The 23,404-nt window shown below is 70.1% G+C and carries 23 protein-coding genes and 1 rRNA gene; 9 read left to right on the forward strand and 15 right to left on the reverse strand.

Going from position 1 to position 23,404, the window contains the following annotated elements; all coding sequences use genetic code 11:
* Positions 1–137 precede the first annotated feature (137 nt).
* Positions 138–254 (forward strand): 5S ribosomal RNA (gene rrf, locus B072_RS0100005).
* A gap of 66 nt (positions 255–320) precedes the next feature.
* On the opposite strand, the gene B072_RS0100010 is transcribed toward rrf, so the two are convergent.
* Both B072_RS0100010 and B072_RS0100015 read right to left on the reverse strand, forming a co-directional pair.
* Positions 321–1,460, reverse strand: coding sequence for an RNA polymerase sigma factor (locus B072_RS0100010; RefSeq protein WP_018527870.1), 1,140 nt, complete (start codon positions 1,458–1,460; stop codon positions 321–323).
* 25 nt (positions 1,461–1,485) lie between these two features.
* Entirely contained in the window at positions 1,486–1,899 is a 414-nt protein-coding gene (locus B072_RS0100015; protein WP_018527871.1) for a YciI family protein, read from the reverse strand.
* 143 nt (positions 1,900–2,042) lie between these two features.
* Between B072_RS0100015 and B072_RS0100020 the strand changes: the two genes are divergently transcribed.
* Positions 2,043–2,597: a GNAT family N-acetyltransferase gene (locus tag B072_RS0100020; RefSeq protein WP_018527872.1), complete on the forward strand. Its 555-nt coding sequence runs from the start codon at positions 2,043–2,045 to the stop codon at positions 2,595–2,597.
* On the opposite strand, the gene B072_RS0100025 is transcribed toward B072_RS0100020, so the two are convergent.
* Together B072_RS0100025 and B072_RS42085 are read right to left on the reverse strand one after the other, a co-directional pair.
* Positions 2,594–3,184: an NADPH-dependent FMN reductase gene (locus tag B072_RS0100025; RefSeq protein ID WP_018527873.1), complete on the reverse strand. Its 591-nt coding sequence runs from the start codon at positions 3,182–3,184 to the stop codon at positions 2,594–2,596. The two genes, B072_RS0100020 and B072_RS0100025, sit on opposite strands and share 4 nt — an antisense overlap.
* A gap of 29 nt (positions 3,185–3,213) precedes the next feature.
* Positions 3,214–4,758, reverse strand: coding sequence for an MFS transporter (locus B072_RS42085; RefSeq protein WP_018527874.1), 1,545 nt, complete (start codon positions 4,756–4,758; stop codon positions 3,214–3,216).
* Positions 4,759–4,856: 98 nt separating this feature from the next.
* On the opposite strand from B072_RS42085, the gene B072_RS0100035 reads away from it, so the two are divergent.
* Complete coding sequence (locus tag B072_RS0100035; RefSeq protein WP_018527875.1) at positions 4,857–5,510, forward strand: TetR/AcrR family transcriptional regulator; 654 nt, start codon at positions 4,857–4,859, stop codon at positions 5,508–5,510.
* On the opposite strand, the gene B072_RS0100040 is transcribed toward B072_RS0100035, so the two are convergent.
* The 6 genes from B072_RS0100040 to B072_RS0100065 form a co-directional block, all read right to left on the reverse strand.
* Positions 5,507–7,072 (reverse strand): type IV secretory system conjugative DNA transfer family protein, encoded by a 1,566-nt coding sequence (locus B072_RS0100040; protein WP_018527876.1) that lies wholly within the window; start codon positions 7,070–7,072, stop codon positions 5,507–5,509. The genes B072_RS0100035 and B072_RS0100040 overlap by 4 nt on opposite strands.
* Before the next feature lie 5 nt (positions 7,073–7,077).
* Positions 7,078–8,496, reverse strand: coding sequence for an ATP-binding protein (locus tag B072_RS0100045; protein WP_018527877.1), 1,419 nt, complete (start codon positions 8,494–8,496; stop codon positions 7,078–7,080).
* A 15-nt stretch (positions 8,497–8,511) separates the two neighbouring features.
* Positions 8,512–10,071: an SCO6880 family protein gene (locus B072_RS0100050; protein WP_026245284.1), complete on the reverse strand. Its 1,560-nt coding sequence runs from the start codon at positions 10,069–10,071 to the stop codon at positions 8,512–8,514.
* Positions 10,068–11,414 (reverse strand): hypothetical protein, encoded by a 1,347-nt coding sequence (locus tag B072_RS0100055; protein WP_026245285.1) that lies wholly within the window; start codon positions 11,412–11,414, stop codon positions 10,068–10,070. Before B072_RS0100055 ends, B072_RS0100050 begins: the two co-directional genes overlap by 4 nt.
* Complete coding sequence (locus B072_RS0100060; RefSeq protein WP_018527880.1) at positions 11,404–12,219, reverse strand: hypothetical protein; 816 nt, start codon at positions 12,217–12,219, stop codon at positions 11,404–11,406. The genes B072_RS0100055 and B072_RS0100060 overlap by 11 nt, the downstream gene beginning before the upstream one ends.
* A 204-nt stretch (positions 12,220–12,423) precedes the next feature.
* Positions 12,424–12,732 (reverse strand): hypothetical protein, encoded by a 309-nt coding sequence (locus B072_RS0100065; RefSeq protein ID WP_018527881.1) that lies wholly within the window; start codon positions 12,730–12,732, stop codon positions 12,424–12,426.
* A 291-nt stretch (positions 12,733–13,023) separates the two neighbouring features.
* Here B072_RS0100065 and B072_RS0100070 point away from each other — a divergent pair, with 291 nt between their 5' ends.
* A complete protein-coding gene (locus B072_RS0100070; RefSeq protein ID WP_026245286.1) occupies positions 13,024–14,034 on the forward strand; it encodes an NlpC/P60 family protein in 1,011 nt (336 codons plus the stop codon).
* A 194-nt stretch (positions 14,035–14,228) separates the two neighbouring features.
* Positions 14,229–14,954 carry a phosphatase PAP2 family protein gene (locus B072_RS0100075; protein WP_018527883.1) on the forward strand — a complete coding sequence of 242 codons (726 nt, stop codon included), beginning with the start codon at positions 14,229–14,231 and terminating at the stop codon, positions 14,952–14,954.
* Positions 14,955–15,024: 70 nt separating this feature from the next.
* Here the strand turns inward: B072_RS0100075 and B072_RS0100080 are convergent, their stop codons facing one another.
* Positions 15,025–16,605 carry an FAD-binding oxidoreductase gene (locus B072_RS0100080; protein WP_026245287.1) on the reverse strand — a complete coding sequence of 527 codons (1,581 nt, stop codon included), beginning with the start codon at positions 16,603–16,605 and terminating at the stop codon, positions 15,025–15,027.
* Between the two features lie 385 nt (positions 16,606–16,990).
* On the opposite strand from B072_RS0100080, the gene B072_RS0100085 reads away from it, so the two are divergent.
* Both B072_RS0100085 and B072_RS0100090 read left to right on the forward strand, forming a co-directional pair.
* A complete protein-coding gene (locus tag B072_RS0100085; RefSeq protein ID WP_026245288.1) occupies positions 16,991–17,839 on the forward strand; it encodes a hypothetical protein in 849 nt (282 codons plus the stop codon).
* 96 nt (positions 17,840–17,935) lie between these two features.
* Complete coding sequence (locus B072_RS0100090; RefSeq protein WP_018527886.1) at positions 17,936–18,121, forward strand: hypothetical protein; 186 nt, start codon at positions 17,936–17,938, stop codon at positions 18,119–18,121.
* Positions 18,122–18,163: 42 nt separating this feature from the next.
* Here the strand turns inward: B072_RS0100090 and B072_RS0100095 are convergent, their stop codons facing one another.
* Positions 18,164–18,532 (reverse strand): metal-sensitive transcriptional regulator, encoded by a 369-nt coding sequence (locus B072_RS0100095; RefSeq protein ID WP_018527887.1) that lies wholly within the window; start codon positions 18,530–18,532, stop codon positions 18,164–18,166.
* Between the two features lie 203 nt (positions 18,533–18,735).
* On the opposite strand from B072_RS0100095, the gene B072_RS0100100 reads away from it, so the two are divergent.
* Positions 18,736–19,356, forward strand: a complete 621-nt coding sequence (locus B072_RS0100100; protein WP_026245290.1) for a DUF47 domain-containing protein — start codon at positions 18,736–18,738, stop codon at positions 19,354–19,356.
* A gap of 9 nt (positions 19,357–19,365) precedes the next feature.
* Complete coding sequence (locus B072_RS0100105; protein WP_018527889.1) at positions 19,366–20,364, forward strand: inorganic phosphate transporter; 999 nt, start codon at positions 19,366–19,368, stop codon at positions 20,362–20,364.
* Positions 20,365–20,496: 132 nt separating this feature from the next.
* On the opposite strand, the gene pstB is transcribed toward B072_RS0100105, so the two are convergent.
* From pstB to pstC, 3 genes are read right to left on the reverse strand one after another with little or no spacing between them, the layout of a single operon-like run.
* Positions 20,497–21,273: a phosphate ABC transporter ATP-binding protein PstB gene (gene pstB, locus B072_RS0100110; protein ID WP_018527890.1), complete on the reverse strand. Its 777-nt coding sequence runs from the start codon at positions 21,271–21,273 to the stop codon at positions 20,497–20,499.
* Between the two features lie 48 nt (positions 21,274–21,321).
* Positions 21,322–22,395 carry a phosphate ABC transporter permease PstA gene (gene pstA / locus B072_RS0100115; RefSeq protein ID WP_018527891.1) on the reverse strand — a complete coding sequence of 358 codons (1,074 nt, stop codon included), beginning with the start codon at positions 22,393–22,395 and terminating at the stop codon, positions 21,322–21,324.
* A complete protein-coding gene (gene pstC, locus B072_RS0100120) occupies positions 22,392–23,399 on the reverse strand; it encodes a phosphate ABC transporter permease subunit PstC (RefSeq protein WP_018527892.1) in 1,008 nt (335 codons plus the stop codon). The genes pstA and pstC overlap by 4 nt, the downstream gene beginning before the upstream one ends.
* Positions 23,400–23,404: the final 5 nt, after the last annotated feature.

Consider the following 23,404-nt stretch of genomic DNA (forward strand, 5'->3'; position numbering starts at 1 on the left):
CCGTAAGGTGTGGAGGTGACCGGTACTAATAGGCCGAGGGCTTGTCCTCAGTTGCTCGCGTCCACTGTGTTGGTTCTGAAACCACGAACAACCGTCGTAGTCATAGGCCACGACTCCGGTTGACAGTTTCATAGTGTTTCGGTGGTCATAGCGTGAGGGAAACGCCCGGTTACATTCCGAACCCGGAAGCTAAGCCTTACAGCGCCGATGGTACTGCAGGGGGGACCCTGTGGGAGAGTAGGACGCCGCCGAACAAATTTTATGGGAAACCCCCGTGCTTTTCAGCACGGGGATTTTCTGCGTTTAGGGTCCTTTTTCTTCTAGCGTGTGGAATTCAGGCGGGCCGCCTGGCGGGTCAGGTGGTTGCGTTCGGCCAGGGTGGGGGCTTTCCGGGCGGCCTCCGCGTACAGGCCGGCCGCCTTCGTAAGGTCGCCGTCGCGTTCATGGAGATAGGCCGCCACCGCGGTGTGGCGGGGCAGGGAGGCGTCCAGTTCCGCCAGGGCCGCCAGGCCGGCGCGGGGGCCGTCGGCCTCGCCCACCGCCACCGCACGGTTCAGCCGGACCACGGGGCTGTCGGTGAGGGCGGCGAGTTCGTCGTACCACTCGACGATCTGGACCCAGTCGGTCTCCTCGGCGGTGAGGGCGTCGGCATGCAGGGCCGCGATGGCGGCCTGGGCCTGGAATTCCCCCAGGCGGTCGCGGGCCAGGGCCGCCTGAAGGATCTTGATGCCCTCCGCGATCGCCGTCGTGTCCCAGCGGGTGCGGTCCTGCTCCGCGAGGGGGACCAGGCTGCCGTCGGGCGTGGTCCGGGTGGCCCGGCGCGCATGGTGCAGCAGCATGAGGGCCAGCAGGCCGGCCACCTCGGGGTGGTCGATCGCCGCCGCGAGCTGACGGGTGAGACGGATGGCCTCGGCGGCCAGGTCTATGTCGCCGGAGTAGCCCTCGTTGAAGACCAGGTAGAGGGTGCGCAGGACGGTGGCCACATCGCCGGGCTGGTCGAAGCGGACACCGGAGACCGTGCGCTTGGCACGGCTGATGCGCTGCGCCATCGTCGCCTCGGGGACCAGATAGGCCCGGGCGATCTGGCGAGTGGTGAGACCGCCCACCGCGCGCAGGGTGAGCGCGACCGCCGACGACGGGGACAGCGAGGGATGCGCGCACAGGAAGTACAGCTGGAGCGTGTCGTCCGTGGTGGCGGCAGGGCCGGGCTGCGGCTCCTCGTCCTCCCGGTCCTCGCGGCGGCGCCGGGCCATGTCCGCCCGGGTCGCGTCGAGGAACCGGCGCCAGGCCACGGTGATCAGCCAGCCCTTCGGGTCCCGCGGCGGATCGGCGGGCCAGACACGCACCGCTTCGACGAGGGCGTCCTGCACCGCGTCCTCGGCCGCCGCGAAATCTGCTCCGCGGCGGACGAGGACGGCGAGGACGCTCGGGGTGAGGCTGCGCAGCAGCGTCTCGTCCATCGGGTTCAGCCGGGTCCCGTCGCGGTCAGTGGCACTCGGTGGTGGTGTCCGGGGCGTGCAGGAACGGGCGCAGCTCCAGCCACTCGTGGATCGGCTTGCCGCCCGCCCCGGGCGCGGCCGAGAGCTCACCGGCCAGCTCGACGGCGCGCTCGTACGTGTCGACGTCGATGACCATCCAGCCGGCGATGAGGTCCTTCGTCTCGGCGAACGGGCCGTCGGTGACCGGCGGGCGGCCCTCGCCGTCGTAGCGGACCCAGGCGCCCTCGGGGGCGAGTGCCTGGCCGTCGACGTACTCGCCGCTCTTCTCCAGGCGGCTCGCGAAGTCCTGCATGTACTGGATGTGGGCCGTGACCTCCTCGGGGGTCCACTGGTCCATGGGGGCGCAGTTCACCGATTCCGGTGCGCCGCGGTAGTGCTTCAGGAGCAGGTACTTGGCCATGACGGTTCTCCTTGACGCTGGTCGCTGTCGTGCCGTTCATAGCAGGGACGGAGCGGGCCGCCGGTTCTCGACATCGCCGGAAGGTTCTCTTGGAGATTTTTTTGGGTGGAACCCCGGTACGGGCAAACCTTAGGGTGCGGCGCATGGACTACGAGGTGCGGCCGGTACGGGCCGATGAATGGCAGGCCGTGAAGGAGCTGCGGCTCGTCGCGCTGCGGGATCCGGCGGCGCCCATCGCCTACCTCGAGACGTACGAGACGGCGCTCGCGCGGCCCGACTCCCACTGGCAGGACCGGGCGGCCGGGGCCTCCCACGGGATGACGGCGCGGCAGTTCGTGGCCGTCGCCGACGGCGGGCAGTGGCTGGGGAGCCTGGTGGCCCTGGTCGAGGAGGCGGGCTCGGAGGACTTCTTCGAGCGGCGCATCGAGCGGCGGCAGGCGCAGCTCGTCGCCGTGTACGTACGGCCGGAGGCGCGCGGCGGCGGCGTGACCCGGGAACTGTTCGCGGCCGGGTGCGCGTGGGCGTTCTCGCTGGAGGGCCTGGAGCGGGTGCGGCTGCACGTCCACCAGGACAACGCGCGGGCCGAGGGCTTCTACCGGAAGTTCGGCTTCGTACGCACCGGAGAGGTCGTCCCGCTGCCGGGCGACCCCTCCGAGCCTTCCAAGGTGGAGTACGAGATGGAGATCAAGTCCCTCTAGCGGTACGGGCGTTCGGCGCGGGCCGTGCGCAGGGCGTGGGCCCACCAGTCCAGCTGGTCGAGCAGGATCTTGGCGGCGGCGGCCGCGCCCTCGGGGTCGTGGGCCGGGCCGTCCGCCGCGAAGAGGTCCGGGGTCGCGCGGTGGAAGCTGACGCCGTCGCGGACCGTGGTGCAGTGCAACTCGGCGAAGACCAGGCGGAGTTGCTCCACCGCGCGCAGGCCGCCGCCGACACCGCCGTACGAGACGAAGCCGACCGGCTTGGCCTGCCATTCCGTGTGGTGCAGGTCGATGAAGTGCTTCAGGTGGGCCGGGAAGCTGCGGTTGTACTCCGGCGTGATGATCACGTAGGCGTCGGCGTCCTGGACGCGAGCCGCCAACTCGGCCTGTTCCTGGGTGCGTTCGTGGCCCCAGGAGGGGTGTGTGTCGGGGAGGTCCAGGTCGGCCACGTCGATGACGTCGAAATGGGTCTGCGGGGCGTGAGCGGTGGCCTGGGTCATGAACCAGGCGCCGACCGTGGGGGCGAGCCGGCCGTCCCTCGTGGAGCCGACGATCACCGCGATGCGGAGCGGGGTGCTGGTGCTGGTCATTTTCAGGGTCTCCCTGGGGGTGAGTGTGCTCAGCGGGCGGTAGTGGTCGTTGCTTCGGAAGAGCTCTGCGCCGGGGGCTCGGCCCACCCGTTCCGCCGGGCGGAACGCCTGCCCACAGCGGTGGACAGCAACGTGCAGGTGAGTGCTGCCAGCGCTGCCATCAGGCCCGTCACCGTCCACAGCGTCACCCGCCACGCCTGCGTGAACTCCGCCGTGTGGCCGCCCGCGCCCGCCGCCACCCGCGCCGCCGACTCGTTCGAGCCGAGCCGTGACGCGAGGGCGGCGAGCAGCAGGGCGCCGAAGACGGTGAGCATGACGGCGCCGGTGCCGCCGCGGACCGTGTTGAGGAAGCCGGAGGCCATGCCGACCTCGGACGGGGCGACCATCGACATGGCCTGGGCGTCGATGAGGCCGATGGACAGGCCCTGGCCCGCGCCGATGGTGAGCAGCGGTCCGGCGAGACCGGCGACGGAGATGCCGGGGTGGAGCGTGGTCAGCCAGGCGTTGCCCGCCCCGATCAGCAGCAGGGACAGGACCAGCAGGTGCCGGGCGGGGACCCCGCGGTTGACCAGGCGGGCGCCGAGCGGCGGCAGGGCCAGCACCGGGACCGTCATGAGGAGCAGGGTCAGGCCCGCGGCGCGGGCCGATGTGCCGCCCGCGCCCTGGAGGTAGGTGGGCAGGAAGGTGAGGGCGCCGGTGGTGCCCGCGGCCAGGCCGAAGGAGCCGACGGCCCAGCCGAGGAAGGCGGGGTTGCGGGTGAGGCGCAGGTCGAGGATCGGGCGGCCCGAGCCGGTGCGGACGAGCCGCTGTTCCACCCGGACGAAGATGACGAGGAGGGCCACCGCGAGCGCGGCGGGCAGCAGTGTCCGGGCCGAGCCCCAACCCGCCTTGGAGCCCTGGGTGATGGCGAACAGCGCGAGGGCCAGGCCCGCGATGAAGGACGCCGCGCCCGCCTTGTCGACCCGCGGCCTGATGTCGGCCCGGGACTCGCTCATCAGGCGGGTGCCGATGAGGATGACCGCGCCCACGGCCACGTACGACAGGAAGGTGGCGCGCCAGCCGAGCGCGTCGACCAGCCAGCCGGAGAAGGTCGGGCCGAAGGCGAGGCCGAGGCCCGCCGTGGTGCCGAGCGAGGCGAAGACGCGGGTGCGGGCCGGGCCGGTGAACGTGGCGGCGAGCAGGGAGCCGCCGGACGCCATGACGCCGGCCGCGCCGACGCCGGAGAGGATCCGGGCCGCGTCCAGGGCCAGGATGTTCTGGGCGAGGGCCGAGGCGAGGGTGCCTGCCGTGTAGAGCGCGGCGCCCGCCGTGAGGATCCGGCGGCGGCCGTACAGATCGCCGAGCGAGCCCGCGACCAGCATGAACGAGGAAGCGGCGAGGAAATAGCCGACGACCACCCACTGCAGTGTCGCGCCGGAGGCGTCGAGGTCGGCGCCGATGCGCGGCAGCGCCACCGTGGTGCCGGACATCGCCATCGGGAGCGTGAGCATGCCGAGCAGGACGACGAGAAGGGTGAGCGTGGGGCGGCTGCCGCCGACTTCGCGGGCCGCCGAGACCGGGGGTTCGGTTGCCATGCCGGTAAAGTACAACCGTGGTTGTAGCAAGTGCAACCGTCGTTGTACCTAGGTCCGTGGGCCTAGGCTGGACGGGGCGTACGGCGGAGGAGCGGAGCATGGCTGACCAGGCGGCGGGCGCGCGCAGGGGCACGATCGAGAAGCGGCAGGCCCTGTTGCGCGGCGCGCGCACGGTGTTCGGGCGCGAGGGCTACTCGCGTGCGGGCATCGACGAGATCGCCGCCGAGGCCGGGGTCTCGACGCGCACGCTCTACAACCACTTCGGCGGCAAGGAGAAACTCTTCCGCGAGGCGCTCCTCGACAGCGCGGGGGCCGTCACTGCCGCCCAAGTCGCGCTCATCGAGAAGCACTTGGCCAAGGTGACGGACGTCGAGCGGGACCTGCGCGCCCTCGCGCGGGAGTGGATGGGGCGACGCGGCGAGCACGGCGACCACATGCTCCTCGTCCGCCAGATCATCGCGGAGGGGGCCCATCTGCCGGGCGACGTCATCCAGGAGTGGCAGACGACCGGGCCGCGGGCCGTGCACGAGGCGGTGGCCGCGGCGTTCGTGAGGCTCGGCGGGCAGGGGCTGCTCGCCGTCGACGAGGCCAACTCGGGCGAGGCGGCACGGTACTTCACCCTGCTGATCGCCGGGACCGTCACCGTGGACACGTTCTTCGGGGTGGTGCCGATGTCCGACGCCGAGATCGACCGCCGGGTGGAGGGCGGCGTGCGCGCGTTCCTGAAGCTCTACGTCGCCGACGCCCGCTAGGTCAGCGGGAGTTCGGCGTCCGGCCAGCGGGAACGTCCCTGCTCCCGGGACCGGAGCAGGGCCAGGGTCTCAAAGCCCCGGTCCGCTCCGGTGGACAGCAGCTCCGGCAGTTGGGGAAGCGGAGCCACCGCCGCGACGTCGTCCAGGACGAACGTCATTGGTGGGTCGAGCCGGCCGGCGGGTGACCGTTCGGCCATGCGGCGGCCATGCTCGACCACGCTCGAGGCGATGGCCGTCAGCAGGGGCATCGCACCGGGATTTCCCTTGGGGTCCTCGATGGGTTCACCCACCACATAAAGGGTGCCCCCTTCGTCGATGAAGGAATCCAGGGTCAGCGCATCAGTTCGGTTCGGGGTGCAGGACTCGCGGATGTGCACCGAGAAGAGGGAGGACAGAGCGCGGGCCGTCAACTCCTGCGCCATGTCACGGCGTTCGGGGTGCGCGGTGAGCGCCGCCTCCAGTTCGCCCGCGGTGCCCGAGACCGCCTTCGGGTGCGTACGGAGGATGCGTACGGCCTCCTGGACCTGGCTGCCCTGGGCCCAGCGGTGGACGTGGCGGAACGGTTTGCCGTCGATCGCGGCCGCGTGCAGATAGCTGCGCAGCAGGGTGTCGGCCGTCTCGGCCACGGCCGAGTCGAGCTTGGCCGTGGGCCTTATCGGGGCGAGCAGGGCCGTCGCCCGCTGCGCCGCCGTGGCGCGGTCGCCGCAGCCGGCCGCCGGGTTCCAGTGCAGCCGGGCCGGGGTGTCGCACAGGTGCGACGGGTCGTACAGGAGGACCGGGCCGAGTTTGGCCCGGGCGTCCTTCGTCTCCTGCCAGACCTCGGGGGCCGAGGTGATGACCAGGGCCGGGCCCGCCGCCTCGCGGATCGCTTCGATCGCGCGGGGGTGACGGTCCTTCGGGGGGCCCAGGTGGAGGGGGGCGGGCGGGGCGGTGCGCGGGGGCGGGACCTGGATCGTTTCCAGGCTGGGCTCGGGCTCGGGCTCCGGCTCCGGCTCCGGCTCCGGAATCCGTTCCGTCGGTCGTGCGTCCACAGGCTGTGGGGGCAGTTGCTGTGGGGTGGTGACCGAGGGCTTGGAGGTCGCCCCCTCCTCCCCTTCCCGTCCCGAAACCGGGGGCTGCGCCCCCGGGCCCCCATCGGTTGGTCCGTACGCGTCGGTCGCGTGTGGTTGCCCGCGTCGTTCCCCGCGCCCCTGACGCGGCGCTGCCTTACGGACCGCTCGCCATCTCGCCAGCGTGCTCGCCACGAAGATCGTCAGGACGACCAGGATCATCAGCTGGCCGATGAACAGGCCCCAGAACAGGCCGTAGCCCGACAGCTGGTCCGCCGGGGTGTTCGGCCAGGCGCCCGGGACGTCGTGCGGTTTGCCGATCAAGTGGCGCATGGCCAGGGGAGTGTGACCGAACGTCACATTCTGTGGCCACGCGCCCTTCGCGAAGCGGCCCGCGAGGCCCGTCGCCGTCCACACCAGGATCGTCATGCCCAGCAGGAACGCCAGGACGCCGATCAGCAGGCCGTCGGGGATGCCCCCTTCGCGCTCCCGCGCGCGTTCTCTCTCCCGCATCGGCGTCACGCCACCGTGGACTCGGAGGAGTCGCCGAGACGCTGCTCGACGAACGCCGCCGCCCGTTCCTCCGCCTCCAGTTCGGCGGCGTGCAGGGCGTCGTCGGTGTCGAAGGCGTCGTCCGACGACTCGGTCATCGCGCGGTCCGTGAAGACGAGGGGGCGTTCGGTCTCGGTGACCAGGTGTTTGACCACCTGCACGTTGCCGTTGACGTCCCATACGGCGATGCCGGGGGTGAGCGTCGGGATGATCTCCACCGCCCACCGTGGCAGGCCGAGGACCCGGCCCGTGGCCCGTGCCTCGTCCGCCTTCTGCGCGTAGATCGTTCTCGTCGAGGCCATCTTGAGGATCGCCGCCGCCTCCTTCGCGGCCGCGCCGTCCACCACGTCGGACAGGTGGTGGACCACCGCGACGAAGGACAGGCCGAGCCGCCGCCCGAACTTCAGCAGGCGCTGGAAGAGCTGCGCCACGAAGGGACTGTTGATGATGTGCCACGCCTCTTCGACCAGGAAGATGCGCTTCTTGCGGTCCGGCCGGATCCAGGTGTGCTCCAGCCATACGCCCACGATCGCCATCAGGATCGGCATCGCGATCGAGTTGCGGTCGATGTGCGACAGGTCGAAGACGATCAGCGGCGCGTCCAGGTCGATGCCGACCGTCGTCGGGCCGTCGAACATGCCGCGCAGGTCACCGTCGACGAGCCGGTCCAGGACGAGGGCGACGTCGAGTCCCCATGCGCGTACGTCCTCTATGGCCACGTTCATCGCTTCCGCGGACTCCGGCTCGGGGTGGCGGAGCTGCTCGACGATGTCGGTGAGGACGGGCTGGCGCTCGACGATCGTCTCGTTGACGTAGGCGTGCGCGACCTTGAGGGCGAAGCCGGAGCGCTCGTCCAGGCTGTGCCCCATCGCGACCTCGATGATCGTGCGGAGCAGCGCCAGCTGGCCCGTCGTGGTGATCGCGGGGTCGAGCGGGTTGAGCCGGATGCCCATGTCCAGGGCGGCCGTCGGGTCGAGGCGGATGGGAGTTATCCCCAGCTCCTGGGCGATGAGGTTCCATTCGCCCACCCCGTCCTCGCCCTGCGCGTCGAGGACGACGACCTGACGGTCGCGGAACCTCAACTGCCGCAGTACGTACGTCTTCTCCAGCGCCGACTTGCCGTTCCCGGACTCGCCGAGAACGAGCCAGTGCGGGGCCGGGAGCTGCTGTCCGTACAGCTGGAAGGGGTCGTAGATGTAGCCCTTGCCCGAGTACACCTCGCGCCCGATGATCACGCCTGAGTCACCGAGTCCGGGCGCGGCCGTCGGCAGATAGACGGCCTGCGCCTGCCCCGTCGACGTACGCACGGGCAGCCGGGTCGTCTCCACCTTCCCGAACAGGAAGGAGGTGAAGGCGTCCGTGAGCATCGACAGCGGGTCCCGCATGAGCGCGCCTTCCTTCTACCGTCGGATGCCGGTGGCGAACGGCAAGGTGTTCACGAACGCCCGGTGGTGTTCGCGGTCGCACCACTCCAGCTTCAGATACGACTTGCCGGCCGAGGCCCGGATCGTGCGCTTGTCGCGGGCGAGCGCGTCCGGGTTGCGGGACGAGACGGTGATGTAGCCGACGATGTTGACCCCGGCCGCGCCGCTCGCCAGGTCCTCGCCGCGCTGGTCGAGGCGGCCGTGGGCGGCGACGTCGCGCGGGTCGACGGTCCGGTTCATCTTGGCGGCGCGGGACGCCTCCGCGTCGTCGTTCGTCTTCTCGGTCAGCATGCGCTCGATGGCGACCTCGGTGGGTTCGAGGTCCATGGTGACGGCGACGGTGCGGATGACATCCGGCGTGTGGACGAGCAGCGGGGCCAGGAAGTTGACGCCCACCGGCGTCATCGGCCACTCCTTCACCCAGGCGGTGGCGTGGCACCACGGCGCGCGCGTCGACGACTCGCGGGTCTTCGCCTGGAGGTAGGTGGGCTCCATGGCGTCGAGCTCGGCGGGCCACGCGTTGCGCTTGGTCATCGCCTGGATGTGGTCGATGGGGTGGTCCGGGTCGTACATGGAGTGGATGAGCGAGGCGAGACGTCCCTGGCCGAGCGGCTGCCGTACGCGGATGTCGGCTTCCTGGAGCCGGGAGCAGATGTCCGTCAGCTCACGCGCCATGACGACGGCGAGACCCGCGTCCCGGTCGACCTTCCGGCCCGACTTGGGGCGGGAGGCGCGGGCCATGGCGTTGGCCTCGGCGGCGAGCTCGCGCGTGTAGTGCATGCAGGCCACCAGGTAGGCCCGGTGCTGCTCGCTGCTGGTCGACACCATGGACTGCAGCTGGTCGTACGACTCCTGCAGCCAGCCCAGCGAGCGGTCGTCGCCGCGCATGGCGACGTCCTTGGCGTGCGCGTCCGGGTCGGCGGGAAGCGTCCGGGCGAGCATCTGGAGGCGGGTGACGAACCCGTCCCCGTTCGCGACGTGCTTGAGCAGCGTCCCGAACCGGTCGACGAGCGCCTCCTGGTCCTCGGAGTCGCGCAGTCCGACGCCGGGCCCCTCGATCTCGATGGCGGCGGTGACGGTCCGCCGGTCGGCGTGCAGCAGCACGGCGATCTCGTCGGGTCCGAACGGCGCGGCGAGCCAGGTCAGCCGGCCGATGCCGGGCGGCGGCCCGACCTCGATCTCCCGCCCGTCGAGCCGGGTGCCGGCCTCCATGGGGCGGGACCGGTAGGCGCTGCCGCGCTTGAGCTGGCGCTTGTAACTCCGGTTGATCTCGAACCACTTGTAGAACGTGCGGTGCTTGTACGGGACGTAGACCGCGGCCAGGGCGACCAGCGGGAAACCCATGAGCAGCACGATGCGCAGGGACAGGACGGGCACCAGCAGCCCGCACATCATGCCGAGGAACGCGCCCGCGATGATCAGGAAGAGCTCGCCGGACTCGCGGTTCCTGCCGACGATCGCGTTCGGCCGGGCCCGGCCGATCAGATATGTACGGCGGGGCGTGACCGGAGGGGACACATGGGACTGGGTCGTCAACGCCCTGCACCTCCTTGCCTGTTGCTGTTGTTACCGGTTTTCCCGGTCCCGCCCTGGCGGCTCGCGTGCGGGGTGTTCGTGGGGCTGGTGCGGGGCGGGGGTGCGGCGGAGGGGACAGTTCCGCCGCCGCCCCCTGAACCGGCCGAGCGCGTGCTGTGCGCGGCCACACCACCGGACGCGGGGTTGGAGGGGCGGGCCTGGCTGGCGCCGCCCCCGTTCGAACCTCCGTTGTCCGCGCGGGAGCTGTGGGTCTTGATGCCCTGGGAGACGAGCGCGGCGGGCGAGGTGAACGCGGCCGCGGCCTTGCCCTCCGCGCCCTGCATGATGCGGTTCTTGCGTACGTTGGCCATCTCGTCGCCGAAGCCCGGGACGAAGCGGTAGATCATGCCGCTCGCGAAGATGGCCAGCAGGACGATGGCGAGGCCGGAGACGACGGCCGCGAGCGAGTCCGGGCCGTCGTCGCTGCTGGACAGCGCCCCGGCCAGGCCCAGCACGATGACGATCACCGGTTTGACCAGGATGACGGCGACCATGATCCCGACCCAGCGGCGGACATGGCCCCACAGGTTCTTGTCGACGAGCCCCGAGTACACGACGACGCCGAGCAGCGCGCCGACGTAGAGCAGGACGGCGCGCAGGTACAGCTCCAGGTACAGCACGCCCGCGGCGACGATCGACACCAGCGAGACGACGATCAGCATGATCGGTCCGCCGCCGATGTCGTCGCCCTTCTTCAGGGCCTCGGAGAACGTGCCGAAGAACGCGTCCGTCTGATTGCCGGTCGCCTTCGCCAGGACGTCGGTGACCCCGTCCGCCGCGGAGACGACGGTGTACAGGATCAGCGGGGTGAAGGCGGAGGCCAGGACGGTGAGCCAGAGGAAGCCCACGGCCTCGGAGATCGCGGTGCTCAGGGGGACGCCGCGCACCGCCCGCTTGGCCACGGCGAGGAGCCACAGCAGGAGCGTGAGGATCGTTGACGCGGCGAACACGACGGCGTACTGCTGCAGGAACTTCTCGTTGGTGAAGTCGACCTCGGCCGTCTTCCGCACGGCCTCACTGAGCTTGTCGACGGTCCAGGCGGCGGCGTCGGCGCAGCCCTTGGCGAGGCTGGACAGGGGGTCGAGCGGGTTGGTGGTGCCGTCGGGCATGGTGCCGCCGGTACCTCCGGTGGAGCCGGAGCTTTTGTCGTCCCGTTCGCAGTACTTCTTGGCGGGGCCGGCGATGAGGCTGCAGGGGTCGTCCTCGGGGGCGGCGAATGCCCGCGCTGTGAGGAGGACCATTGCGGGCTGCACGGCAGCGACAACGGCAGTGATCTTGAGTGCGCGGCGTGGGCTACCGGGCATATGTGAACCCTCCGAAGTCCTTGACCGCGTCGCCGATCTCGTCGGAACCGGAGACGGGATTGTCGCCGTTGACCGGTGTGGGGCCGGTCTTCTGGCGTGTCTCAAGGACCTTCCAGTCGCCGCCGCTCCAGTTCAGCTTCATGGTCACGGTGAACCAACTGGTGGTCACCGGGTTCTTGGAGGAGTCGCCGGTCAGCCCGAACAGGCCGTTGCACCAGACCGCGACGGTGGCGCGGTTGCTGCTGAAGTCGGTGACCTTGGTGCCTGCGGGCAACGTACGGTTCACGAACGCGGTGCCCGCTGGTGCGCGCCCCTCGGTATCCAGGCCGACGGACTTCAGGAACGACTGCGAGTAGTCGGCGTCGAAACCGGACTGCAGGCGGTCGAGAGTGCTCGGATCAGCCAGGCCCTGCACGATCTCGTGCCGCCGGCCCGGGTTGAACATGCCGTCCCCACCGAGCCGCACCGCGTAATTCGCCGCGGCCGACTGCGCCCCCTGCTCGTCGTGGGCGAAGGCCGAGCCGGTCGGCTTGGTGCCGGTCGGGGCCGTGGGGGACGTCGTCGCCCCGGACCCGGACGTCCCGGTCCCGCCGGAGGCGTCCTCGTCGTCGCCGCCCCGGTTCGCGAAGGCGATGGCCGCGATGAGCAGCACCACGACCCCGACCACCGTGATGAGGGAGCGGGACGAGGAGCGGCCCGGTCTGCGCGCGCCCCCGTACACGTCGGAGCCCTCGGGGAGCCGCGTCCGGGTCTGGCCGGTGCCGCCGTAGAGGTCGTCGTCCCCTTGCCGGCCGTCGAGACTCATTCCGCGTACGCCCCCTCAACCTCATGCCGAACCATCGCCGGATACGACGGTAGCCGTGCTGGTTCCCGCGCGGGCGCGGTGTGGTGACTCGACATCAGGGAGACGCAACCTCAGCCGGTGGGCACGACGGGACGAGCGGGACAGGGGATGAAGAGAGAGGTAACCGGACAGGGCCGCACCGAAACTGACGGCGCGTGAGCCGGGCTAGACGGCCATGCCGTACACGATGGTGAAGAGAGTGCCGAGAGACCCGATGATGAAGACCCCGGTCAGGCCCGCGATGATCAGGCCCTTGCCCTGCTCCGCGCTGAACGTGTCGCGCAGCGCCGTCGCCCCGATCCGTTGTTTGGCCGCGCCCCAGATCGCGATCCCGAGGCAGAGCAGGATGGCTACCGCCATCACCACCTCGATCATCACGCGTGCCTCGTTGCCCAGGCTCCCGAACGGGCCCCAGTCGGGGGCGATCCCGCCGATGATGGTCGTGATGTCGCCCTTTTCGGCTGCCAGCAGCATGTGTAACTCACCGCCCCATGTGGGTAGTTCTGTCGCCCCCGCCGCAGCGCAGAGGTCAGGCCCATTCTTCCTCAGAATGTCGCCGGTGCCTGCCTACTTGGCGCCATTCCTTGGCTGAGTTTCTCCGTCGTGCCCACGTTCCGTGGTGTGCCGGATGCCGGTGGGACGGATCCGTATACGAAGAAACGTAAGGTCACTCTGTGTATCACGTGCGATTACGTGGAGCAATGAATGGCGCCGCGCCTACACTGTGGCGTCGGTGGACTCCCGTGCGGCGAAGGGCGGTTGACGGTGCGTAAGGCGTGGATCGTCGCAGGCGCGGGTGTCGCCGGGGGGACCGGGTTCGTGACCCTGCTGGTCGTGGGGACCTATATGGCCGCCGGCAGCCTGACGAACGGGGTCGGGCAGGGGGCTGTCGGGCTCGCCAAGGGTGCGGTTCCGGCCGCCTATCAGTCGCTCGTGCAGAAGTGGGGCAATCTCTGCCCCGCCATCAATCCGGCGCTGCTCGCCGCCCAGCTGTACCAGGAGAGCGGGTTCAATCCGGAGGCCAGGTCGCCGGCCAAGGCGTACGGCATCGCGCAGTTCATCGAGGGGACCTGGGCCGCCCACGGGGTGGACGGCGACGGGGACGGGGACCGTGACATCTGGGACCCGAACGACGCCATCCCCTCCGCGGCCAGTTACGACTGCAAGCTCGCCTCGTACGTGAAGGACGTGCCCGGCGACGCGACCAGGAACATGCTCGCCTCCTACAACGCGGGCGCGTACGCCGTCATCAAGTACAAGGGCGTGCCCCCGTACCGCGAGACCCAGAACTACGTGAAGACCATCACGACGCTGGAGAAGTCCTTCGCCAGGCCCGTGGGGCGCGTGCAGCCCTCGCAGCAGGCCGCGGCCGCCATCTACTACGCGCAGAAGAAGCTCGGCACGGAGTACCTGTGGGGCGGGAACGGGACGGCGGACCAGGGCGGGCGGTTCGACTGCTCCGGGCTCACCAAGGCCGCGTACGAGGCCGTGGGGATCGAGCTGCCGCGTGTCGCCAACGACCAGTACAACGCGGGTCCGCACCCCAAGCGGGACGAGCTGCTGCCGGGGGACCTCGTCTTCTTCTCCGACGACCTCAGCAACAGCCGCGCCATCCGGCACGTGGGGCTCTACGTGGGCGGCGGCTACATGATCGACGCCCCGCGCCCCGGAGCCGTCATCCGGTTCGACCCCATCGACACCCCCGACTACTTCGGGGCGACCCGGGTGACGGAGGATGGCGCGAAAGCGCTGCCGACCGCTTCCCCCGAAGTGTGACGTGGCTGGAACTCTCCGTTAGCGTCAGGCTCTGAGCTGCGGGTTCGTGTCTCTCTTCGATAACGTCTGCGTGATCATTCGGTGGAGTGTGGAACGTAGGGAGTGAGGCTGTGCGTTCCTCTTGCTGAGCCGAACAAAGACCACGGGGGTGGCCGACGCCGGTAGTACGCAGATGATGAAGGGGCCGTTGAACTATGGCTGGACTCGAGGCACTCGCAGCACTCGAGACTTCCGGGTCGAACCCTGACGTCACGCTGCTCTACGACATCAACGGCCTGGCCGAGGGTGCGCCCGGCTGGTTCGACCGGACCATGGAGTTCGTCGGCGAGTACGGGATCCTGCTCGGGCTCGTCCTCGTGGTGCTGTGGTGCTGGTGGGGGGCGCGCAAGCGGGAGACCCTCGACGACGCCGCCTCGTCCGTCGCCGCCGTCGTGTGGGCGCCGCTCGCCGCCGCCGTCGCCGTGCTGGTGAACGTGCCGATCCGGGGATTCGTCGAACGGCCCCGGCCCTTCAAGGACCATGACGGTCTGACAGTTCTGGTGGACGGGAAGAACGACTTCTCGTTCGTGAGCGATCACGCGACCCTGGCCATGGCCATCGCCGCCGGGCTCTTCGTCGCCAACCGGAAGTTCGGGTTCGTCGCGATCGGGCTCGCCGCGCTCGAAGGGTTCTGCCGGGTCTTCATGGGCGTGCACTACCCGACCGACGTGGTCGGCGGGTTCGCGCTCGGGACGGCCGTGGCGCTGCTGCTGTCGCCGCTCGCCTCGGCGCTGATCACGCCGGTCGCCCGCGTGGTCGGGCGGGCCGGGCGGGTTTCCCGGCTGGTGTGGGCGCCGGAGCCTCCGGCCGGGGCGCTGGAGATTCCCGGGGCCCGGGACGCGTCGTCCGGGGCGCCCGAGGAGCGGGACCTCGCCGCGTAGGCGCTCCGCTCGTCGCCGGGCGCGGGTCGGTGGGGGTTCTCGCGCAGTTCCCCGCGCCCCTTCGGGGCGCTTACAGCGCCTGCGGGAAAGTGAAGAAGGCCGTCGGGTCGTACTGCTTCTTCAGCTTCGTGAGGCGGGTGGCCGCGTCGCCGTAGTAGGCCCGCTTCCAGTCCTTCAGGGTCGCGTCCGTGTAGTTCTGGTACGCCGCCCCCGACGCGTACGGGCGCATCGCGTCGTGCGTCTTCTTCAGCCAGTCGCGGGCCGTCGTGCCGGATGTGCCCGCCCGCCAGCTCACGATGTACTGCGCGAGCATCCGCGAGCGGCGGTGGACGAACGCCGTCGCCGTCGGGTCGACCCGGTTGACCGCGCCGCCCAGCGCCGTCAGGGCGACGGAGCCCGCGCCCGCCGAGACCGACTCCAGCCGGCGCAGGAGCGTGCGCACGCCCGCGTCCGAGAGGTTCTTGTCGAAGAAGTCCGAGTGCGCCGCGTACGTCTCGCGCTGCAGCGCGCCCTGCGGGGAGCGGCCGGGGGTGGCGCCCGGCAGATGGCACTGTGCGTCGGAGGAGAAGGCGGAGCAGCCCGCGTAGATCTCCATGGCCTCTTCGTACGAGTGGCGCTTGAGGGAGACCGAGGAGGCGGAGCCCGGGCCGCCGGGGCCGTCGGCGAGGCGGTCCACCGCGTTCTGCAGCTCGGTGTACGTGCCGAGGGAGAACGCGGAGACCGAGATCGTCGGCCTGCCGCCCGCCGCGCCCGCCACGTGCAGCGACGACCAGATCTCGTCGGGCTGGTCGGGACCCCACTTCTGCCACGCCTTGAGGACCGTGGCCGCCCTCGACCAGGGCCAGGACATGTAGGCCGACACCGCCTGCGGGGCCGGGTGGGTCCTGAAGCGGAGCTCCGTGACCACGCCGAACTGCCCGTTGCCCGCACCGCGGAGCGCCCAGAACAGGTCCTTGTTCGTCGAGGAGTCGGCGGTCAGCTCCTTGCCGTCCGCCGTGATCAGCGTGGCCCCGGTGAGGCTGTCGCAGGTCAGGCCGTAGGCACGGGAGACCACGCCGTGGCCGCCGCCGAGGGTGAGGCCCGAGACGCCGACCGTGGGGCAGGAGCCCGCCGGGATCGTGACGCCCTTGGCGGCCAACGCCCGGTACACGTCGATGAGTTTGGCGCCCGCGCCGACCACCGCCCCGGACCCGGAGACGCGGACCGACTTCATGCGGGAGACGTCGAGGATCAGCCGGCCGTCACCGGAGGACCAGCCCGCGTACGAGTGCCCGCCGTTGCGGATCGCGACCGGGACCTTGTGGGCGCGGGCGTACGCGAGCGCCGTGCGGACGTCGTCGGGGTGTGCCGCGTACGCGACGGCCGTCGGTTTCAGGTCGTCGTAGCGGGTGTTGTAGAGCTGGCGCGCCGCCGCCCACTGCGCCTGCCCGGGGCGGACGAGGGAGCCGTCGAGGTCCTTGGCGAGCCCGCTGAGGTCCGCCGCCGCCTTCGTGGCGGCGGAGGCGCTCGCGGTGGTGGAGCGCGCCGCGGAGGAGGCGGAGGACGGCGGTGCGGAGGCCGCGGAGTCGCCGCCCGACGATCCCGAGCACGCCGAGACCGCTCCCGCGGTGAGTGCGGCCGCCGAGGCCGCTATGAACGTACGTCGCTCCATGCCCATGCCCGACCACGCCTTTCCGTAGCTCCCGGGGTACGAGACGTGAACCGGGGGCCGTGGGTTCCCGCTACCCCGTCAAGCGGAGTCGACATGCTCCTGCGCGTCCGTACGGGCCCTGCTGCGCGCCCTCCTGGCCGGTCCGCGCCAGCCGCAGGTGCAGCGGGCGAGACAGAATCTTCCCTGCTCCACGACGGTGGTCGTGTGCGATGGGCTTTCCGGAAGCCGCTCTTCCCGCTGTTGCCGATCCACGGCGACACGGTAGCGGTGCCGGGTGAACGCCTCTGTAAAGCCCCCGTTCGCGTGACGGCTGCACCTACTCGTCGTTAACCGAAGGGACAGGGGGCCGCACAACGCACAGACGGGCTTGGGGGTAGAACAAGCGATGGTGGTGCAGCAGCACGGGCACTCGGCAAGGAGAGCGGCGGCAGCGGCCGTCGCCCTGGCGGGCGTCGTGACAGGTGCGGCCGGATGCGGCGGAGGCGCCGAGGCCGGGGACCGGAACGGGGATCCGGCCACGGCCGTGCGCGACGCTCCCGACCGGCTGATCCGCGAGGGCAGTTCCGAGGCGCGTACGTCGATGCAGATGGCCAGCGGTGGAACCCGGGTCACCATCCGGGGCGAGGGCGTCTACGACTACCGGGCCGGGCTCGGACAGCTGCGGGTGCAGCTGCCGCAGGACGCCGCCGGCGCCCAGGAGCACCGGCCGATCACCGAACTCCTCGCGCCCGGCGCCCTCTACATGAAGAACCGGGGCGCGGGCGTGCCCGACGACAAGTGGGTGCGGGTCGACACCACGACCCTGAACGACGGCAACCTCGTCACCGGCGGCGCGACCGATCCGCTGGCCGCCGCCGAACTGCTGCGCGGGGCGCGCGAGGTGACGTACGGGGGCGAGAGCGACGTCGCCGGGGTGCCGACCCGGCACTACAAGGGGAACGTCGACCTGGGCGCCGCCGCGAAGGCCGCGTCCAAGGGGAACCGGCGGGCGCTGGCCGCCGCGGCGAAAGGGTTCGGCACCTCGCCCGTGCCGTTCGACGTGTACCTCGACGACGACGGCCTGATCCGCAGGATCACCCTCCGCTTCAGCTTCTCCGACGATCAGCGGGGCGGGCAGCGGAAGAAGAACGTGGCCGTCGCCTCGACGACGCTGCTGCACGGGTTCGGGAAGCCCGCGAAGGTCCGGCTCCCGGACAAGAAGGACATCTTCGCGGGGCAGGTCGCCGAGAAGTAGGGGGCCGGAAATGGTTCTTCCGTGCCATGCGCCGGGCGTGAGCGGCTGCCTACTCTAGGAAGCCGACTCCATGGAGTCGCAACCGCGGAAGGGGTGATGCACGTGGCTCCGCTGGGCGGTACGGCTGTTCAGGACCACGTCGCCCTCGCCGAGATCGAGCTCTGCGGTGAGTTGATCATCGCGGCGTCCGCCGTCTCCGAGGGACGGCTCAGCGCAGGCCGGATCGACGAGGTGCTGCGGGTCGCCGAGGCGCTGCCCGACGACCCGGACGACCAGCACTGATGGGTATCGGCGTGTGCGACGGCCCGCGGGCCGTCGCACATGTCACGTCCGCAGCAGGCGCGCGATCGCCTTCGTGGCTTCCTCGACCTTGGCGTCGATCTCGTCGCCGCCCTTGAGCGCGGCGTCCGCCACGCAGTGCCGCAGGTGCTCCTCCAGGAGCTGCAGCGCGAACGACTGCAGGGCCTTCGTGGAGGCGGACACCTGGGTGAGTATGTCGATGCAGTAGACGTCCTCGTCCACCATCCGCTGCAGCCCGCGGATCTGGCCCTCGATCCGGCGCAGGCGCTTGAGGTGTTCGTCCTTCTGGTGGTGGTAGCCGTGGATGCCCCGGTCGTGGTCGGTCACGATCTCGGCCGTGGGCTCTGCTTCGGTCGCGGTCTGTGCCGCGGTCCGCGTCGCGTCCGTGGTCATCGTGTCCGACCTCCCGTTGTCCTGCGTCCATATACCCCCGGTGGGTATATGGTACCGGATTTTCCGCGTCCCCGGCCGGTACGCGGGACCCAGTGCTGATCACTGTGCCTGATGGGCGACACTGGGGGAACGCCGGTTAGCCGTGGCCGGATGATGCGCCTAGCATCAGCCTGACCCAATCCAGAGCACCCCGAGGACCCCACGTGCGCTTTCGTCTGACCCCCAGGGAGACGAGCTTCTACGACATGTTCGCCGCATCCGCGGACAACATCGTCACGGGCTCGAAGCTCCTGATGGAACTGCTCGGGGCGGATTCCTCCGCCCGGGCCGAGATCGCGGAGCGGATGCGGGCAGCCGAACACGCCGGTGACGACGCCACCCACGCGATCTTCCACCAGCTGAACTCCTCGTTCATCACGCCGTTCGACCGCGAGGACATCTACAACCTCGCGTCGTCCCTCGACGACATCATGGACTTCATGGAGGAGGCCGTCGACCTGGTCGTCCTGTACCAGGTCGAGGAACTCCCCAAGGGTGTCGAGCAGCAGATCGAGGTCCTGGCCAGGGCGGCCGAGCTGACCGCCGAGGCCATGCCCAGTCTGCGGACGATGGACAACCTCACCGAGTACTGGATCGAGGTCAACCGTCTCGAGAACCAGGCCGACCAGATCCACCGCAAGCTTCTGGCCACGCTCTTCAACGGCAAGTACGACGCCATCGAGGTGCTCAAGCTGAAGCAGATCGTGGATGTGCTGGAAGAGGCCGCCGACGCGTTCGAGCACGTCGCTAACACGGTGGAGACCATCGCCGTGAAGGAGTCCTGAGGCCGGCTCATGGACACCTTCTCCCTGATCGTGACGATCGGCGTCGCGCTCGGATTCACGTACACGAATGGCTTTCACGACTCTGCGAACGCCATCGCCACTTCCGTTTCCACCCGTGCGCTGACGCCTCGCGCGGCGCTCGCCATGGCCGCCGTCATGAACCTCGCCGGCGCCTTTCTCGGCAGCGGTGTCGCCAAGACGGTGAGTGAGGGGATCATCGCGACCCCCGAGGGCGACAAGGGCATGGGCATTCTGTTCGCGGCCCTCGCCGGCGCCATCGTGTGGAACCTCATCACCTGGTACTTCGGGCTTCCCTCGTCCTCCTCGCACGCCCTGTTCGGTGGAATGGTGGGTGCCGCCCTCGCGGGCGGGACCACCGTCTACTGGTCCGGGGTGTGGGAGAAGATCGTCATCCCGATGTTCACCTCGCCGGTGATCGGTCTCGTCGTCGGTTACCTGGTGATGACCGCCATCATGTGGCTCTTCCGGCGCTCCAACCCGCACAAGGCCAAGCGCGGATTCCGTATCGCGCAGACGGTCTCGGCGGCCGGCATGGCGCTCGGCCACGGTCTCCAGGACGCGCAGAAGACCATGGGCATCGTGGTCATGGCGCTGGTCATCGGCGGCCACGAGACGTTCGAGGACCCGATTCCGGTCTGGGTCAAGATCGTGTGTGCCGTGATGCTGTCGCTCGGTACGTACGCGGGTGGCTGGCGCATCATGCGCACGCTCGGCCGCAAGATCATCGAGCTGGACCCGCCGCAGGGTTTCGCCGCCGAGACCACGGGTGCCTCGATCATGTTCGGCTCGGCGTTCCTGTTCCACGCGCCGATCTCCACGACGCACGTCATCACGTCGGCGATCATGGGTGTCGGTGCGACGAAGCGCGTGAACGCGGTGCGGTGGGGTGTCGCCAAGAACATCGTCATCGGGTGGTTCATCACGATGCCGGCGGCGGCGCTGGTCGCCGCCGCGTCGTACGGGATCGTCTGGCTGGCGTTCGGCTGACCGTTCGGTGGGGGCCGAGCGCTCAGTTCCCCGCGCCCCCAAGATCGAAGACCCGCCCCCGTACGGGGGCGGGTCTTCTCTCTTTCCTCGTGGCGGCACCGCCATGCAGCGCCACGAGGGGAACGGGTGGGCCTAGCCGAAGCGGCCCGAGATGTAGTCCTCCGTGGCCTGGACCGACGGGTTGGAGAAGATGCGTTCCGTCTCGTCGATCTCGATGAGCTTGCCGGGCTGGCCGACGGCCGCCAGGTTGAAGAACGCGGTGCGGTCCGAGACGCGGGCCGCCTGCTGCATGTTGTGCGTCACGATGACGATCGTGAAGCGCTCCTTCAGCTCCCCGATCAGGTCCTCGATGGCGAGGGTGGAGATCGGGTCGAGGGCCGAGCAGGGCTCGTCCATGAGGAGGACCTGGGGCTCGACCGCGATCGCGCGGGCGATGCACAGGCGCTGCTGCTGGCCGCCGGAGAGGCCCGAGCCGGGCTTGTTCAGGCGGTCCTTGACCTCGTTCCAGAGGTTGGCGCCCTTCAGGGACTTCTCGACGACGTCGCTGAGTTCGGACTTCTTGTAGCTGCCGTTGAGCTTCAGGCCCGCCGCGACGTTGTCGAAGATCGACATCGTGGGGAAGGGGTTGGGGCGCTGGAAGACCATGCCGACGGTGCGGCGCACGGCGACCGGGTCGATGTGGGAGCCGTACAGGTCCTCGTCGTCCAGGAGCACCTTGCCCTCTACGCGGCCGCCGGGGGTCACCTCGTGCATGCGGTTGAGGGTGCGCAGGAAGGTCGACTTGCCGCAGCCGGAGGGGCCGATGAAGGCCGTCACCGAGCGGGGCTCGACCGTCATGGAGATGTCTTCGATCGCCTTGTGGGAGCTGTAGTAGGCGGTGAGTCCGCTTACGTCGATTCGCTTGGCCATGGGAGTTACTTCGCTTCCGAGAGTTCGAGTCGCTGAGTCACAGCCGCGTCAGCGGCCCGTCTTCGGGGCTTTCCAGCGGGCGATGCCGCGGGCCACGAGGTTGAGGATCATGATGAAGGCGATCAGCACGAGGGCCGCGGCCCAGGCCCGGTCGTACGCGGCCGGGCTGCCGGCGCTCTTCGCGTACTGCTCGTAGATGTAGAGCGGCAGCGAGGCCTGGGGGCCGTCGAACGGGTTCGTGTTGATCAGCGGGTTGCCGAAGACCAGCAGCAGGACCGGGGCCGTCTCGCCCGCGATGCGGGCGACCGCCAGCATCACGCCGGTCATGATGCCGCCGATCGACGTCGGCAGGACGACCTTGAGGATCGTGCGCCACTTCGGGATGCCGAGGGCCAGGGACGCCTCGCGCAGCTCGTTCGGGACGAGCTTGAGCATCTCCTCGGTGGAGCGGACCACGACCGGGATCATCAGAATGGCCAGGGCCATCGCGCCGGCGAAGCCGGAGTAGCCGAAGCCGAGGATCAGGATCCAGAAGGAGAGGATGAACAGGCCCGCGACGATGGACGGGATGCCCGTCATGACGTCGACGAAGAACGTGACGGCCTTGGCCAGTTTCCCGCGGCCGTACTCGACCAGGTAGATCGCCGTCAGCAGGCCGATCGGGACCGAGATCAGGGTGGCGATGCCCACCTGTTCCAGGGTGCCGATGAGGGCGTGGTAGATGCCGCCGCCCGTCTGGGAGCTGGTGACGAAGCCCATCGAGTGGGTCAGGAAGTACGGGTCGAGGACCTTGATGCCGCGCTTGACCGTCTCGTAGACGAGGGAGGCGAGCGGCAGCACGGCCAGCACGAAGGCGACCCAGACGACGCTGGTCGCGACCCGGTCCTTGGCCTGGCGGCTGCCCTCGACCTTCGCGGCGATCCCGTAGGTGCCGAGGACGAAGAACAGGGCGGCGAGCAGGCCCCACTGGATCCGGCTGGACAGTCCCGCGCCCAGGCCGATGGCGCAGCCGATCGCGATGGAGCCGATCGCGATGGCCCAGGGGGACCAGCGGGGCAGGCGCGCGGCGCGCAGGGAGGAGGGGCGCTGGGCGGGGGGCCGGCTGTTCAGGGTGTGGCTCATGCGTTGGCCCCCGAGTACTCCTTGCGGCGGGCGATGATCAGACGGGCGGCGCCGTTCACGATCAGCGTGATGACGAAGAGGACCAGGCCGGAGGCGATGAGGGCGTCCCGCCCGTTGTCGTTGGCCTCGGCGAACTTGGCCGCGATGTTCTGCGCGAACGTGCCGCCGCCCGGGTCGAGCAGGCTGGCGTGGATCAGGAAGTCGGGGGAGAGGACCGTGGCGACGGCCATCGTCTCGCCGAGGGCGCGGCCGAGGCCGAGCATCGAGGCCGAGATCACGCCGGAGCGGCCGAAGGGGATCACCGACATGCGGATGACCTCCCAGCGGGTGGCGCCGAGCGCGAGGGCCGCCTCCTGGTGCATCAGGGGGGCCTGCTTGAAGACCTCGCGGGAGACGTTCGTGATGATCGGCAGGATCATGATGGCGAGCAGGATGCCGACGGTGAGCAGGGAGCGCGGGGCGCCGCCCTGCCAGGCGAAGATGCCGGTCCAGCCGAAGTAGTCGTCGAGCCAGCCGAACATGCCTTCCAGGTGCGGTACCAGGAAGAGGGCGCCCCACAGGCCGTAGACGATGGAGGGCACGGCGGCCAGCAGGTCGATGACGTAGGCGATGGGGCCGCTCAGCTTCTTCGGCGCGTAGTGCGTCAGGAAGAGCGCGATGCCGACGGCCACCGGGACCGCGATCAGCATGGCGATGACCGACGTGACGACGGTGCCGAAGGCGAGCACGGCGATGCCGAAGACGGGCGGTTCCGCGGTCGCGTTCCACTCGAAGGTCGTGAGGAAGTTGCCGTCGTTCTTCGGCAGGACGAGGGCGGCGCGGTAGGTCAGGAAGACCGCGATCGCGGCCATGACCGCCAGGAGCAGGATGCCGGCGCCGCGGGAGAGGCCGAGGAAGATCCGGTCTCCGGGGCGGGTGGCGCCGCGGGCGGCGCGCTTCTGCTCGGCTGGTGAGGGTCGGTCTGCGGGCGCCGGTGGCGCGGGTGCTTGCGTGGATATGTCCATGGGGT

Origin of the sequence: Streptomyces sp. HmicA12 (assembly GCF_000373565.1) — a bacterium.
Lineage (GTDB): Bacteria > Actinomycetota > Actinomycetes > Streptomycetales > Streptomycetaceae > Streptomyces.